At 73.5% G+C, this 14,300-nt stretch carries 14 protein-coding genes; 7 read left to right on the top strand and 7 right to left on the bottom strand.

Annotated elements, in window-relative coordinates:
• Nucleotides 1–135: 135 nt before the first annotated feature.
• The 4 genes from IE97_RS0118805 to IE97_RS0118790 are packed head-to-tail and all read right to left on the bottom strand — an operon-like array spanning nt 136 to nt 5,291.
• Nucleotides 136–1,470, bottom strand: a complete 1,335-nt coding sequence (locus IE97_RS0118805; protein WP_030241383.1) for an AAA domain-containing protein — start codon at nt 1,468–1,470, stop codon at nt 136–138.
• Entirely contained in the window at nt 1,467–3,095 is a 1,629-nt protein-coding gene (locus IE97_RS0118800; protein WP_030241378.1) for a hypothetical protein, read from the bottom strand. Before IE97_RS0118800 ends, IE97_RS0118805 begins: the two co-directional genes overlap by 4 nt.
• On the bottom strand, nt 3,086–4,387 hold the full coding sequence (locus IE97_RS0118795) for a hypothetical protein (protein ID WP_037844456.1): 1,302 nt from the start codon (nt 4,385–4,387) through the stop codon (nt 3,086–3,088). Before IE97_RS0118795 ends, IE97_RS0118800 begins: the two co-directional genes overlap by 10 nt.
• On the bottom strand, nt 4,338–5,291 hold the full coding sequence (locus tag IE97_RS0118790; protein ID WP_030241371.1) for a phosphatase PAP2 family protein: 954 nt from the start codon (nt 5,289–5,291) through the stop codon (nt 4,338–4,340). The genes IE97_RS0118795 and IE97_RS0118790 overlap by 50 nt, the downstream gene beginning before the upstream one ends.
• Before the next feature lie 191 nt (nt 5,292–5,482).
• On the opposite strand from IE97_RS0118790, the gene IE97_RS0118785 reads away from it, so the two are divergent.
• On the top strand, nt 5,483–6,097 hold the full coding sequence (locus IE97_RS0118785) for a histidine phosphatase family protein (RefSeq protein WP_030241367.1): 615 nt from the start codon (nt 5,483–5,485) through the stop codon (nt 6,095–6,097).
• Nucleotides 6,098–6,202: 105 nt separating this feature from the next.
• Here the strand turns inward: IE97_RS0118785 and IE97_RS0118780 are convergent, their stop codons facing one another.
• Nucleotides 6,203–7,654 (bottom strand): hypothetical protein, encoded by a 1,452-nt coding sequence (locus IE97_RS0118780; protein ID WP_030241363.1) that lies wholly within the window; start codon nt 7,652–7,654, stop codon nt 6,203–6,205.
• 296 nt (nt 7,655–7,950) lie between these two features.
• Between IE97_RS0118780 and IE97_RS0118775 the strand changes: the two genes are divergently transcribed.
• Both IE97_RS0118775 and IE97_RS0118770 read left to right on the top strand, forming a co-directional pair.
• On the top strand, nt 7,951–8,403 hold the full coding sequence (locus tag IE97_RS0118775; protein WP_030241360.1) for a hypothetical protein: 453 nt from the start codon (nt 7,951–7,953) through the stop codon (nt 8,401–8,403).
• Nucleotides 8,404–8,437: 34 nt separating this feature from the next.
• Nucleotides 8,438–9,307 (top strand): spermidine synthase, encoded by an 870-nt coding sequence (locus IE97_RS0118770; protein ID WP_030241357.1) that lies wholly within the window; start codon nt 8,438–8,440, stop codon nt 9,305–9,307.
• Between the two features lie 13 nt (nt 9,308–9,320).
• Here the strand turns inward: IE97_RS0118770 and IE97_RS0118765 are convergent, their stop codons facing one another.
• Nucleotides 9,321–9,860: a hypothetical protein gene (locus tag IE97_RS0118765; RefSeq protein ID WP_030241354.1), complete on the bottom strand. Its 540-nt coding sequence runs from the start codon at nt 9,858–9,860 to the stop codon at nt 9,321–9,323.
• A 99-nt stretch (nt 9,861–9,959) separates the two neighbouring features.
• Here IE97_RS0118765 and IE97_RS0118760 point away from each other — a divergent pair, with 99 nt between their 5' ends.
• The 4 genes from IE97_RS0118760 (at nt 9,960) to IE97_RS0118745 (ending at nt 12,749) form a co-directional block, all read left to right on the top strand.
• A complete protein-coding gene (locus IE97_RS0118760) occupies nt 9,960–10,664 on the top strand; it encodes a response regulator transcription factor (RefSeq protein ID WP_030241352.1) in 705 nt (234 codons plus the stop codon).
• Entirely contained in the window at nt 10,661–12,037 is a 1,377-nt protein-coding gene (locus tag IE97_RS0118755; RefSeq protein WP_030241350.1) for a HAMP domain-containing sensor histidine kinase, read from the top strand. Before IE97_RS0118760 ends, IE97_RS0118755 begins: the two co-directional genes overlap by 4 nt.
• A gap of 86 nt (nt 12,038–12,123) precedes the next feature.
• Nucleotides 12,124–12,333: a type II toxin-antitoxin system VapB family antitoxin gene (locus IE97_RS0118750; RefSeq protein ID WP_030241347.1), complete on the top strand. Its 210-nt coding sequence runs from the start codon at nt 12,124–12,126 to the stop codon at nt 12,331–12,333.
• The gene (locus tag IE97_RS0118745; RefSeq protein WP_030241342.1) at nt 12,330–12,749 is read left to right on the top strand and encodes a PIN domain nuclease; all 420 of its coding nucleotides are present in this window, start codon (nt 12,330–12,332) and stop codon (nt 12,747–12,749) included. Before IE97_RS0118750 ends, IE97_RS0118745 begins: the two co-directional genes overlap by 4 nt.
• 69 nt (nt 12,750–12,818) lie before the next feature.
• On the opposite strand, the gene IE97_RS0118740 is transcribed toward IE97_RS0118745, so the two are convergent.
• Complete coding sequence (locus IE97_RS0118740) at nt 12,819–14,255, bottom strand: GH1 family beta-glucosidase (RefSeq protein WP_030241339.1); 1,437 nt, start codon at nt 14,253–14,255, stop codon at nt 12,819–12,821.
• Nucleotides 14,256–14,300: the final 45 nt, after the last annotated feature.

The following is a 14,300-nucleotide window of genomic DNA, read 5'->3' as shown; positions in this document are numbered from 1 at the left end:
GTCGCGCTGACTCTCCCCGCGAGCGGGGGCACTCTCCGGTGGAGTGGGCCACCGTCCATTGTCTCGCGGGCGCGCAAGTGGGCATCGCGGTGGTAGTACGGCTGCCACACCACCTGCCGTTCGCCCGGAAGCGGGTTACGGACGCCACACCACCCGGTGTTCGGCCAAGTGCGCGAGCACGGCGTGATTCGCCTCCCAGCCATCCGGAAACTTCACCACCGTCCCCAGCTGCACCGGCTCCGTCGACGGATAGTCGTCGAGGAGGTCGCTCACGCCCGCCCGGCACACCACGATGCAGGCGTGCCGGTGCCGGGAGGCGAGGACGCAGAGGCGGCCCGTTTCCAGGTGGAAGGCGGTGGCGTCGGGGCGGCCGGACAGGGGGTGCAGGACCACGGTGACGTCGTACTCCCGGCCCTGCAGCCGGTTCGCCGTGTCCACGACCACGTCGGTGACGCCGAGGCCGGCCAGCTCCGCCCGCACCGCCGCCGCCTGGTCCCGGTGTGCCGTGCCCACGGCGATGCGGTCGGCGGTGAGGGGGGAAGGAACCGGTGAGCGTTCCGAGGTCGCGGCGCCGCCCCGGTCCAGCAGGCGCCGTACCACCGCCGCCACCGCCCGCACCGCCTCCGGGTCCGTGCGCGGAGTGTGCCGGGCGGGCAGCTCCAGCAGGCCCCAGCCCGACTCGGCCGCCTCGTCGATCACCCGGTCGGGACCCGAGCCGTCCGACGGCACCGCGAAGGACAGGCCGCGATCACCCTGACCGGTGCCGCTGCGGAACGGCGTGTACGGGTAGAACGCGTGCGACACCAGGGGCGCCGCCGAGGCGGGGAGCCGCCAGGACACCGGCAGCCGGTGCTGCGGCAGGTCCGGGTTGTGCGCGAGCAGGGTCGTCACCGCCGAGGCCGACGGGTCGTAGGCGAGGCCCGCCCACTGCTCGCTGCCCACGATCGCGAACGGGTCGAGCTGACCCGGGTCGCCCACGAACAGCGCCCGCTCGAACAGCCCGGCCACCGCGAGCAGCGCGTCCGAGCGCATCTGGTACGCCTCGTCGACGATCGCGTGCCGCCACGGCTCGTCCACCTTGACGTGCGCCCACTTCGCCGCGGTCGAGAGCACCACGGCCAGGCCGGCGAGATCCGCCGCCTTCGCCGACTTGCGTACGTTCTCCACATGGTCGAGCGCCTTGTCGTACGGGTCGGCGTCGCTGCTGTGCAGCCGCCCCACCGGAAGCTCGGGGTTCTTCTCGGCGAGCCGCAGGACGAGGTCGTCGACCTGGGCGTTGGTCTGCGCCACCACCATCAGCGGGTGACCGGCCTCGGCCAGTTCCAGGGCCGCGCGGACCACCAGCGTGGACTTGCCGGCGCCGGGCGGGGAGTCGACCACGACACCGCGCGCGGTGCCGTGCAGCGTGTCGTGGAGGATGGCGTCGGTGGCCTGCGCCGCGGCGGCCGAAGGGTCGAACACCGTGGTCACAGGACATCCTCCTCGGTCACCGGGTCGGCGGGCTCCAGGGTCGCCTCACCGGGCGGCCCGCCGTGCGTCCACGGCGTCTCCTCCGGGTCCGGCAGCTTCGCGCCGCCCCGCTGCTCGTGCTCGAAGAGCGTGAAGCACACACGGTCGCCCTTCTCCGGCACCGACCCCGGCTCGGGCTCCTTGCCGCGGCCCATCTTGTCGAGGACCCGCAGCACGAGGTACGCCCCGTCCTCACCGGCCCCCGCCCCGCCTCCTTCTTCGGCCGCGTCCTCGGCCCGGACGAACTCCGCCGACTGCGGCTTGCCGCCCAGCGACCGGTACACCTTCGTCCGCTCCCCGAGATGCGGCCGGTCGTCCGTGCGGACGGTGACCAGAGGGCGCGGGCTGGGCCGCTTGCCCTCGCTGTACGCCATCACGACATCGGTGACCTCGCCCGCGAACGCCTCCCCGGACAGCCGTCGGCCCGCCATCACCAGCGGATCGTCGAGGGCCTCCTGCGCCTCCAGCCGGGCCTGCTCGCGCTCGCGCGTGGCGAGCTTGTTCGCGGCGGTGACCGCGTCGTCGCGGCGCGGCTGCGGGGGCTCGCCGGCCAGGACCCGGTCGCGGTGGCCGGTGAACGACCAGCGGTCGCGGGTCCACCGCTCCTCGACGTGCGCGCCCTCGGGCAGTTCCCGCAGCAGGTCCAGGCCCCGCCAGACCGCGTCCCAGGTGGGCCGGGTGCGGCTGAGCACCAGGGCGCGGATCTCCCGCTCGGCCGCGGTCAGCACACCGATCCGGTCGTCGGCCTCCAGGCCGTCCTCGGCGGCGGCGAGGGCCGTGCGGGCGCGGTCGTAGCGCTCGATGGCCGGGGCGAGCAGCTTGTTGTCGAACGCCGGGTCGGTGGCGGGGCCGGCCGGGGGGCACGTCAGCTGGCCCTGGTCGTCCCGCTCCAGCTCGGCCCGCAGCGCCGCCTCCGCTCCGCTCTCGCCCTCCGGCGGGTCGATCCAGGCGAGCAGCGCTCCGAGGTGCTGGTCCTCCAGGGTGGACTGCCCGGTCGCCCAGTGCCGGCCCAGGACGTCGGTCATGGCCAGCAGCAGCGAGGAGCCGGGCACCCGGGCCCGCTCCCCGAAGTGCGTCAGCCACCGCCCGAGCAACGGCACCCGCGGCGGCGCCGGGTACGGAGCCTCCGGGTCCTGTTCCGCCGTACGCCGGAAGCGCGTCGAGCGCCCGAGCAGCCGCACCAGGTCGATGCCCGCCCGGCTCGGCACGATCAGCTGCGGGGCGTCCGCGCACAGGTCGACCTCGACCTTGACCCGCTTGCCGGTCTCCGGGTCGGTCTCGGTGCGCTCGGCGGCCTCCACGACCTCGGCGTAACCGTCGACGTACGGCAGGACCACGTCGGCCAGTTCGGCCAGGAACGCGAACCTGAGGTCGCGGTCCCGGGGCTGCGGGACGACCAGCAGGCGCGGCGCGTCCCGGTCGGTGCCGACCAGCGCGCCGAGCGGGGCGCCGGCCTCACCGGCGGTGGTGAGCGGCACGAACACCAGCGGGCGGTCGGACAGATGCCGGTGCCGGACCGTGGCGGCGGGCTGGGCGCGGCCGGTACTGACGGCCTCGAGCCGGGCCAGGGTGGAGATCAGCGACACGCCGCCTCCAGTGCTTCCCTGCGCAGGGCCGCCGCCCGCCGCAGGGCCGCCACGGCCGGGTCGGAGGGATCACCCGTCTCGCCCCGGGCGGCGGCGAGGACCTCCTCCACGGTCGCGAGACCGCCGAGCTCCGCCCGCGCCGGACGGCCGAGCGAGGTCACCGCGCCCTCGTCACGGGACCGGGTCCGGCAGTGGAAGGCCAGCTCGCAGGTGGACAGGCACTCCGGCGCATACGTCGCCGGGACCGACTCCACGGCCGCCGTCAGCTCGTCGGCGGGCAGCTCGGGGGAGAAGCACGTGCCCTCGGGGAGTTCCTCGGCGATGTCCTCGATGCGGGTGAGCCGGGCGAGCTGGCGGGCCGTCACCGCGCGCTGCTTGCGGATGTCGACGGCGGACGCGGCCGGCAGGTTGGAGAAGTCCCTGGGGCAGACCAGCAGGATCCGGTGCCGCACCCGCGGGGCGGTGCTCGACGCCTCGGGGCTCCGCGCGCTCGCCCCGTCGTCACCGGCCTCCGGCTCCGCGCACCGGTCCTGGGCGCTGCGCCTCCGGGGCGCCTCAGCCGGTGTCGAGGGGACGATCGTGCTCGACCCTTCGGGCCTGCGCGTGCCCGCCCCCTCGACACCGGCGCGCCCCTCCGGCTCCGTGCCGAGACGCGCGGCCAGCTCCTCCAGCGCCAGCACGTACACCGCCGCCTGCCGCGCCGCCGCCCCGACCTTCGCCGGGTCCGCCGAACCGTCGAGCAGCGGGAAGGACTTGATCTCGACGACCGTCCAGCTGCCGTCCGGGTGCACCACCACCGCGTCCGGCTCCAGGAACGCGGGGGAGCCCGCGACGTCCAGCGCGAGCATCGGATGGTCGAGCAGCGTCCACGCGCCCGGGTGCGCGATGGCCTCCCGCAACTCCAGCTCCGTGCGGGCCGTACGCCCCCGGGGGCCGCTCGCGGTCAGGTCGGGCACGCGCGCCTCGGTGGGCGGCTCGGCGGTCCGGTCCAGCTTCTCGTGCACCAGCCGCAGCAGCTCCGCGCCGCCGTCGGCCTTGACCTTCGCCTCGAACGCGTTGCCCCGCGTGAGGGCGAACTGCGACTGCCCGAAAGCCGACGGCGAGCCCAGCGCACTCGCCAGCGCCGCCTTGTTCACCCCGGCACCGTCGAGGATCGCGCGCCGCGCACAACCGGGGTTGGCGGCCAGCGCCGCCAGGGCGCGTGCGTCCAGTGCCTTCGCCGGTACGTCGGGACCGCGCAGCTCAGCGAGCCGCTGCCGGAGCGCCGTCCCCCGCGTCCTTGGGGGAGGCACCCGGCTCGGCTCCCGCTCCGAGCCGCGACTCGCGCTGCCGTGGAATTCGCTCACCCGCGGAAGTCTGGCATCCGGCACTGACAATCGAGGAACCCGCGGCGGACGAGGCCGCCGGGACCGGCGCGACGGCCGGCACGAAACGGGCCCGCACACGGTCCGAGGTCCGCGTCACGGCCGGCGCCAGCAGCAGTCCGACCCCCATGACGGCCGCGCCCGCGACCGCGTCGAGGAAGTAGTGGTTGGCGGTGCCCATGACCACGATCGTCGTGATCAGCGGATAGGCGACACCGGCCGCCTTCGCCAGGCGCGTGCCCCCGTGGCGCCACAGCATCACTCCGCACCACAGGGCCCAGCCCACGTGCAGACTCGGCATGGCCGCGTACTGGTTGGTCATCTCCCCCATGCCGCGCGGTGCGCTCGCCGCGCCGCCCCACCAGCCGTACGAGCTGTACTGGGCCATCGTGTCCACGAAGCCGTGGCTCGCGTCGAGCAGCCGGGGCGGGCAGGTCGGCAGCAGCGTGAAGCCGACCAGGCCGATGAGGGTGGACGTCATCAGCCAGGTGCGCGCGGCGCGGTAGCGCACCGTGCGCGAGCGGAAGAGCCAGACGAGGATGACCGGCGTGACCAGGTAGTGCAGTGACGCGTACCAGAAGTCCGCCGGTACGCCTATCCAGGGTTCGCGGGTGAACAGACGGTTGAGCGGGTGCTCGGCGTTGAGATACAGGGCCTTCTCGATACGCAGGATCGACAGACCGTTGTCCACCGCACCGGAGACGTCACCCCGCGCGACGAGCCGGCCCGCCGTGTAGAAGCCGTACACCAGCAGGATCAGCGGCAGCTCGGTCCACCAGCGCAACCGGGGCGCAGAGGCCGCCCCGGTGCCTGGTATATCGGTGTGCGGCATCCGATCGTCCTCCCCCTTCGTCCTCACACGGCGCCCACCTGGCCGGTCGTGTCACCTTACGGCTTGTCCACGCGCCCTGGGGGCGCTCTCCGGACCTCAAAGACGCTGAGATCGCCCCCCGGGTTGCCCGCGACCAGCGTGCGCGATGATGGAGGAGTTCCGCTCGCGTTTTTCTTCCCGAAAGGTCCCCCATGGCTCCGCGCGTCCTGCTGGCCCGCCACGGACAGACCGAGTGGTCGCTGTCCGGCAAGCACACCGGCAGGACCGACGTACCCCTCCTGGAGGAGGGCAAGCGCGGAGCCGAACTGCTGGGCGAGCGCCTGCACCGGGGCCCGTACGACGGCCTGCCCGGCGTGGAGGTGCGCACCAGCCCGCTGCTGCGCGCGCGTGAGACCTGCGAACTGGCCGGCTTCGGTGACCGCGCGGATACCTGGGACGCGCTGCTGGAGTGGGACTACGGGGCGTACGAGGGCATGACCCCGGCGGACATCCAGGCCGTCCGGCCCGGCTGGCTCATCTGGCGCGACGGTGTCCCGGACGGCGAGTCGCTCGCCGAGGTCACGGCCCGGGCGGACGAGGTGGTGTCCTGGGCGCGCTCCGAGGACCGTGACGTCCTGGTCTTCGCCCACGGGCACATCCTGCGGTCGATCGGGGCGCGGTGGCTCGGCCTGCCGATCGACTTCGCGGCGCGAATACGGCTGAATCCGACGTCGTTGTCGGTGCTGGGGTGGGCGTACGGGGAGCCGGCGATCGAGAGCTGGAACGACCTGGGGCACCTGGCACAGCCACCTGGCACAGCCACCTGACCGCGGGCGGTCGTGAGCGAAGCCGAGAACTCGGGGGAGAAGCCGAGAGCTTGAGCTCGGGGAGGCACCCCGCCGTGCCGGGCTGCGCGACGCCCCCGCCCGGAGTCACGTCACCCGTGGCACCGACGCATGCCTGTCCAGAAACGCCGACACCTCCGAAGCGCGGCGATGCGGCAGCAGCACCCTCGCCGTGGCCGCCAGCATCGTCTGGACGCGGGACGACTGGACCTGTTCCAGCAGATCCAGCACGCGCATGCCCGCCACCGCCGCCTCGTCCGGCCGCCCGCCCCGCGCGAGGTCGTCCGCCAGTTCCGCCGTGTACAGCGCGATGTTCCGCGTGAAGTGCGGATCCTGCAGTTCCGCCGCCCGCCGCGCGTGCCGTGCCGCCCGGGGCCAGTCGCCGAGTGCGGACCAGCACTGCGCCTCCAGGCCTTCCAGTTCGGCCTCTCCGTAGAAGGACATCCACTCGGGGTCGGCGTCCGAGGGGCCCCGGTCGAAGAGGGCATGGGCCCGGACCAGTGCCTGCTCGCAGCCGACCCGGTCGGCGAGGCCCGCCCAGCCGCCCGCCTCGCGCAGCGCGAGCAGTGACATCAGCCGGGCCGACCCCACGGACCGGCCGACGCGCTGGGCGGCCTGGGCGGCGCGGACCGCCTCGCGCGGCCGGCCCGCGTCGCGCGCGAGGAAGGCCGTGTTGCAGAAGGCGTGCGCCTCCAGGCCGGGATCGCCGGTCATCCGGGCGGTCGCCAGCGCCTCCGCGTAGTGGGAGCGGGCGTCGTCGAAGCGCCCCGAGTCATGGGCCAGCCAGCCCACCGAGATGGCCAGTTCACCGGCGCCCGAGTAGAGCCGGTCCGCCGTCGTCTGCCGGGTCGCGCCGGCGTCCAGCAGCGCGTAGGCGGCGCGCAGGGGGGCCGCCGCACGGCGGTAGAGGCCGTCGGCGCCGTGCCGGTCGTCCAGCAGCCGGATGCGGCGGACGGCTTCCTCCAGGGCTCCCGCGTCACTCGCCCCGGCGCGGCGCACGGGGCGCGGTGCCGCCGCGGCGTCGAGGGCGAGGCCGACGGGCCCCAGCGAGGCGGCGGCCACCGTGGCGCCCCCGCCGGTCATGAATGCGCGACGCAGCACGTCGCTCTCCTCGTAGGTGTCGTGCGGGTGGTACGGGTCGTACGGGTTCTGCGTTTCATACGGCTCGCACGCCCCGCTGGTCTCACTCGTGGCGTTTGCGGGGTTCGCGGTGCGCGTCACAGGCGCGTCCTCGGTGTCGCGCGCCCGGCGTCCGCGTACCGACGAGCGGGGCGCGAACCCCAGGTCGGTGAGCATGAGGCCCCGGAACATGTGCAGGAACACCCGTTCATAGGCGTAGTTGGGACAGCGGATCTCACCCGACTCGACCCTGCCGATGTACCGCGCGTCACAGCTGACCTGCTCGCCGATCTCGAGCCCGGCCCGGCGGATCGCCGCGGCGAACTCGGCCGGCGAACGCTGTCCACGCAGACGCCGGAAGGCGAGGTTGGGCCGTGGTGGCCGGTTGGGTTGAGACGAGGTCACCGTGGACGACGCCATGGCCGGGTCCTCTCGTGCGAACCGTCGAACCATGCCGGGTTCGGGGTGGGTTGTGCGTGTTGTCCGCATCTTCTACCCCGTGTCCGGCGAGCAAGAACGTACCTGCTGTGCCGGATTCATCACGCTGAGTTTGACTACAAACCGGATATCTCATCCGTGATCTGCCATGAAGTGCCATCCTTTGCGGCTGACTTCCGCCGTAGCCGTTGACGCTCTGCCGCGTTGAACCCCGCGGACCGGGAGGCCCCCGACTCCCGACCGCTCGTCCAGACAGGGGTTCCGTGGTGGAGGCCGGGATGGAGACCAGCCGGATCAACGATCCTCGTACGCCACCGAGTACACCGAGTACGACGGGTGTGCCGGGTTCGCCGGGTTTGCCGGGTTCGCCGCCGAGTGTGCCGGCGGCCGGCTGCGACGTGGTGACGGTGTCGGCGCGGCAGGGGCTGGAGGCGGTGGACATCCTGCGGCGCGGGACCGGGGAGGCGGTCGGGCCCGTGCTGCACGACGACGGCGGTGGCACCCTCGGATTCCTGGTGCCGCCGGGGACGGCCGCGGCGTGGGACGTGCCCGGGAGCACCTGCACCGAGACCGACGGACGCGGACTGACCCTGGCCCCCGAACCCCCCGTGGAGGGCTCGGACTGGCTGCTGCCGCCCGGTGAGGCGGACCTCGCGACGGACCCCGCCGTGCTGCGCGAGGCCCTGGGGGAGGCGGCCCGGATGATCGAGGCGGCGGACAGCTGCCGCTGAGCCCCGCTCCACGGCCACCCCTGATAATGACCCAATGGGAAGATCGAGGGGCGGCCGGCGCAGGCAGGCCGACGCGGAATCCGTCGTCGAGAACGTCGACGGAGGCCTCGCCGAGCTGATCGCCGACCGTGACCGGGCCCGGGCCTGGACCCTGTTGATCGACGGAGCGCCCCAGTCGCACGTCGACCTGGACGACCCGGCCTACTTGTCCTTCGAGTACCAGCGGCGGCTCGGGCACGTCATCGACCTCGTCGCCCCACCCGGCAGGCCCGTGCACGCCGTGCACCTCGGAGGCGGCGCGCTCACCCTCGCCCGGTACGTCGCCGCCACCCGCCCCCGCTCCACCCAGCAGGTCGTCGAGCGGGACGCCGCCCTCGTGCAACTGGTCCGCCGTGAACTGCCGCTGGATCCGAACGCGCGGGTCCGGGTGCGGTCCGTCGACGCCCGTGAGGGGCTCGCCAAGGTGCCGGACGGCTGGGCCGACCTCGTCATCACCGACGTCTTCAGCGGGGCCCGGACACCGGCCCACCTGACCTCGACCGAGTTCCTCGACGACGTACGCAGGGCACTGAAGCCCGGCGGCGTCTACGCCGCCAACCTCGCCGACGGGCCGCCGCTCGCCCACCTGCGCGGCCAGATCGCCACCGCCGCCGCGCGTTTCGGGGAACTCGCGCTCGTCGCCGACCCGACGGTACTGCGCGGCAAGCGCTTCGGGAACGCCGTCCTGGTCGCCTCCGACCAGCCGCTGCCCGTCGCCGAACTGACCCGCCGCGCCGCCTCCGACCCGCACCCCGGCAGGGTCGAACACGGCAGGACGCTCACGGACTTCACCGGTGGCGCCGTACCCGTCACGGACACCGCGGCGGTGGCGTCCCCGGCGCCGCCCGCGTCAGCGTTCCGATAGCCCGTACGGCACTTCAGTAGGTCTGGATCTCCACCCGCGGCGGCCCGTCGTGCCAGGTGCAGAAGACCGACACCCGGTCCGCGCCCGAGGAGAACTCCACGCGGATCCACGACTCCGTCTTCCACACCTGCATCGACCAGCCGGCGCCGGGAGTCGCCGAGACGAGGGAGGCGGAGGCCGGCCCGAGGTCGAAGACCGCCCGGCCGCCGTCGGTGTCGTAGCTCCTGACCTGACCGGTCGGTGAGGGGCTGGGCCTGGCCGGCCGCGAGGGCGCGGGGGCCGGCTCGCGGGACGCGGGCGGCGGCGTGCTCGGCTTCCGTGTGCTCGGCTTCCGCGGCGCCGGGCTCGCCTTCCGAGTCGGAGGCGTCAGCGCCTTCGACTTCTGCCCGGCCGCCTCGGCCGCCTCGGCCGCCTCGGCGGCCTGGACGGGCAGGGCGCGCGGCGGGTCGTAGGCCGTGCCCGCCATCACCGTGTGGACACCCCACCACGACAGCGTGACCGCCGCGCCCGTGGCGAGCAGCCAGGCCAGTAGGTGTACGAGTCCTCTGCGCATCGCGGGCCATACTGCCGCACGCGTCCCACGAGTTGTCCACAAGGGAGAGTTGTCCACAGGCCCCCACCCGGCTGTTCGAGATGGCGTACGGTGCGGCGCATGGCAAGTGTGCTCGTGGTCGAGGACGACCAGTTCGTACGCTCGGCGCTCATCCGGCACCTGACCGACGCCTCGCACACCGTGCGCAGCGTCGGGACGGCCCTGGAAGCGCTGCGCGAGGTCGCCCACGTCCGCTTCGACGTGGTGATCCTGGACCTCGGACTGCCCGATCTCGACGGGTCCGAGGCCCTGAAGATGCTGCGCGGCGTCACGGACGTACCGGTGATCATCGCCACGGCCCGCGACGACGAGGCGGAGATCGTCCGGCTGCTGAACGCGGGCGCGGACGACTACCTGACCAAGCCGTTCTCGGTCGAGCACCTGTCGGCCCGGATGGCGGCCGTACTGCGCCGCGCCCGCTCCGGCGCGGCGGAGGGAGCGCCGTCCCCGGTGATCCGGGTCGGGGGCCTGACCGTCGACCCGCTGCGCCGCCAGGCCGAGCTGGACGGCGCGCGGCTCGACCTCACCCGCCGCGAGTTCGACCTGCTCGCCTTCCTGGCCCGCCGGCCCGGAGTCGTCGTCCCCCGCAAGGAGTTGCTCGCCGAGGTGTGGCAGCAGTCCTACGGCGACGACCAGACCATCGACGTCCATCTGTCCTGGCTGCGCAGGAAACTGGGCGAGACCGCCGCCAACCCGCGCTATCTGCACACCCTTCGGGGTGTCGGAGTGAAGCTGGAACCGCCGGGGGCGGAGGCGCCGCGATGAGGTGGGCCCTGGTCAAGGTGTCGCTGGCGGTGACCACCATGGTCGTGCTCGCCTTCGCGGTGCCGCTCGGGCTCGTCATCCGGGAGCTGGCCCGGGACCGGGCCTTCTCCAATGCCGAGCGGGAGGCCGCCGCCGTCGCCCCGGCCCTGTCCATCACCACCGACCGGGGCCAGCTCCAACGGGTCGTCGCCTCCGCCGGTTCCGACGCCGGAATGGCCGTGCACATCCCGGCGGGGGGCGGCCAGGAGGCCCTCGCGCTCGGGCGGCAGCGCGCCGCCGGCGAGGACATCGCGGCCGTGCGGAAGCTGGGCCGCGCCTCCACCACCGGCGTCGCGGGCGGCTCGACGCTGCTCCAGCCGGTCGCGCTCAGCACCGGCGAGATCGCGGTGGTCGAGGTGTACGTGCCGGAGTCCGAGGTCACCAACGGCGTGGGGACGGCCTGGGCGGTACTCGCCGCGGTCGGTGTCGCGCTGATCCTCGGCTCGGTCGCGGTCGCCGACCGGCTGGGTGTGCGGATGGTCCGGCCCGCCAAGCGCCTGGTCGAAGGGGCGCACGAGCTGGGGGAGGGCAGGCTCGGTGCCCGGGTGCGCGAGGAGGGCCCGACCGAACTGCGGCTCGCGGCGGTCGCGTTCAACTCGATGGCCGACCAGGTGGTCCAACTGCTGGCGAACGAGCGGGAGCTGGCGGCCGACCTGTCCCACCGGCTGCGCACACCCCTGACCGTGCTGCGGCTCAACGCCGCCTCGCTCGGCGAGGGGCCGGCCGCCGACCAGACCAGGACCGCGGTCGAGCAGCTCGAGCGCGAGGTCGACACCATCATCCGTACGGCCCGTGAGTCCAAACCGCAGACGGCCGCGGCCGGTCCGGGCGCCGGGTGCGACGCGGCCGAGGTCGTCCGGGAACGGATGGCGTTCTGGTCGGCACTCGCGGAGGACGAGGGCCGCAAGTGGCGGGTGGCCGGGGCCGACCGGCCGGTGCGCATACCCGTGGCCCGCGCCGACCTGGCCGCCGCCCTCGACGCGCTGCTCGGCAACGTCTTCCGGCACACCCCGGAGGGCACGGCCTTCGCGGTCGACGTGCACAACGGCGAGGACGCGGTGATCGTCCTCGTGTCGGACGCGGGCCCGGGCATACCCGACCCGGAGGCCGCGATGGCCCGGGGCCGCGGCTCGGGGAGCGACGGCTCGACCGGGCTCGGCCTGGACATCGTGCGCCGGCTCGCGGAGTCGACCGGCGGGGACGTACGGATCGGCTCCTCGGTGCTCGGCGGGACCGAGATACGGATCTGGATCCAGCTCGACGGGCGGACGCCGGTGAACCGGGGACACCGGCGGCTGCGGCGCGGGCGGCCCCGCAGGCCGACCGCCGCATAGGACTGAGCTCCGGCCCCGGCATCCAGCGCGTGCTGACCGGCTGACGGATATACTGGAATCCCGATCGGATATCCAGGAGGTCCGCCATGGCCAAGACGCTGATCGACATCGACGAGGAACTGCTGGCCGAGGCGGCCATGGCTTTCGGGACCAAGACCAAGAAGGACACGGTCAACGCCGCTCTCAAGGAAGGCGTCGAGCGCAAGAAGCGGGCCCTCGCGTTGGCCCGGCTCGCGGCACGGGCGGACGCCGGCGACTTTGACGTGTTGCTGGAGAAAGAGAACTACCGTCGATGAGCGCGGCGACCTACCTCATTGACACCAGCGCCCTGGTCCGCGTCCTGAAGCAGCCCGCCCGGGGACTCTGGGAGAAGCCCCTGAAGGAGGGGCTGCTCGCGCGGTGCCCGCTGACCGAGGTCGAGTTTCTGTACAGCGCCAGGAACGCCGAGGACCGGGTCGAGCTGGTCCAGGATCTGGACGCGCTGTTCGGCTGGGCCCCCCTGGATGATCGGGCGATGACCCGCGCGTGGGATGTGCAACGAGAACTCACCGAGAACGGAAGGCACCGGTCCGCCGGCGCCGTGGACCTGCTCGTCGCCGCGACCGCCGAGCTTCAGGGGCTCACCCTGCTGCACTACGACAACGACTTCGAGACCATCGCCTCGGTCACCGGGCAGCCGACCCAGTGGCTCGCCTCTCCCGGCACCCTCTGACCCGGGGCCTGCCGCCGGGGCGCGGCACTCCCCTGAGCGTGCCGCGCCCCGTCCCCCCGCCCCCGTAGGTCAGACCGCCTCCACCTCCGGCAACGTCCCCGTCCGCGCCGCCCGCCCGTACCAGCGGGCGCTCGTCTTCGGGGTGCGTTCGAGGGACGCGTAGTCCACGTACACCGCGCCGAAACGCTTGCCGTAGCCGTACGCCCACTCGAAGTTGTCCAGCAGGGACCACAGGAAGTAGCCCCGGACGTCCGCGCCGTCGGCGATCGCGCGGCGGACCGCCGACAGGTGGCCGTGGAGGTAGGCGACACGCTCCGGATCGTGCACCCGGCCGTCCGAGTCGACCTTGTCGTCGTAGGCCGCGCCGTTCTCGGTGATGTACAGCGGCAGCCCCGGCGCCTCACGCGTGTAGCGCATGATCAGCTCATGCAGGCCGGTCGGGTCGACCGTCCAGCCCATCTCGGTGCGGTCCCCCGGAGACTGGTGGAACGCCACGTCGTCCACGCCCGGCCACGGCGAGTGCTCGCTCGCCCCGTGCCCGTCCGCGCGCGGCCCCTTCGCCTTCGGGTCCGCCGCCGACACCAGCGACGGCGTGTAGTAGTTCAGGCCGAGCGCGTCCAACGGCTGGTTGATCAGCGCCAGATCACCGTCCAGGACGTACTCCCAGTCCGTGACGCCGGCCGTCGCCACGTACAGCGACTCCGGGTAGGCGCCGTGCAGGATCGGCCCGTGGAACACCCCGCTGGCCAGGTCGTCGATCTTGCGGACCGCGGCCAGATCCGCCGGGTCCTGCGAAAGCGGCCGCACCGCCGCCGAGTTGAGGGCGATCGCCACCTGGTTGCGGGCCGGCATCACCGACCGCAGCGCCGACGCCCCCAGCCCGTGCGCCAGGTTCAGATGGTGCGCGGCACGCAGCGAGGCCGCCGGGTCCGTACGGCCCGGGGCGTGCACACCCGAGGCGTAGCCCAGGAACGCGCTGCACCACGGCTCGTTGAGCGTCATCCAGTGCTCCACGCGGTCGCCGAGCGCCTCACCGACGATCTGCGCGTACTCGGCGAAGCGGTGCGCCGTGTCGCGCTCCGGCCAGCCGCCCGCGTCCTCCAGATCCTGCGGGAGGTCCCAGTGGTAGAGGGTGACGGCCGGCTTGATGCCCTGGGACAACAACTCGTCGACCAGCCGGCGGTAGAAGTCCAGACCCTTCTGGATCGCCGGGCCGCGCCCCGTCGGCTGCACCCGCGACCAGGAGACGGAGAAGCGGTAGGCGCCCAGGCCCAGCTCCGCCATCATCGCGACGTCCTCGCGGTACCGGTGGTAGTGGTCGACAGCGATGTCACCGGTGTCGCCGCCCTCGGTCTTGCCCGGCGTATGGCTGAACGTGTCCCAGATCGAGGGCGTACGGCCGTCCTCCCGCACCGCACCCTCGATCTGGTAAGCGGAGGTGGCCGCGCCCCAGAGGAAGGCGGGAGGAAAGGTCACCGGGGTGGCCGGCTTTTCGGAGTCAGGCATGGAAGCGCTCCCATTGGAGTCGTGGAGAGGCGACGGTGGAGGGGG

Source organism: Streptomyces sp. NRRL S-455, from assembly GCF_000717875.1.
Lineage (GTDB): Bacteria > Actinomycetota > Actinomycetes > Streptomycetales > Streptomycetaceae > Streptomyces.
Note: the sequence above shows the minus strand (reverse complement) of the source record. Positions and strands in the feature narration are given on the sequence as shown.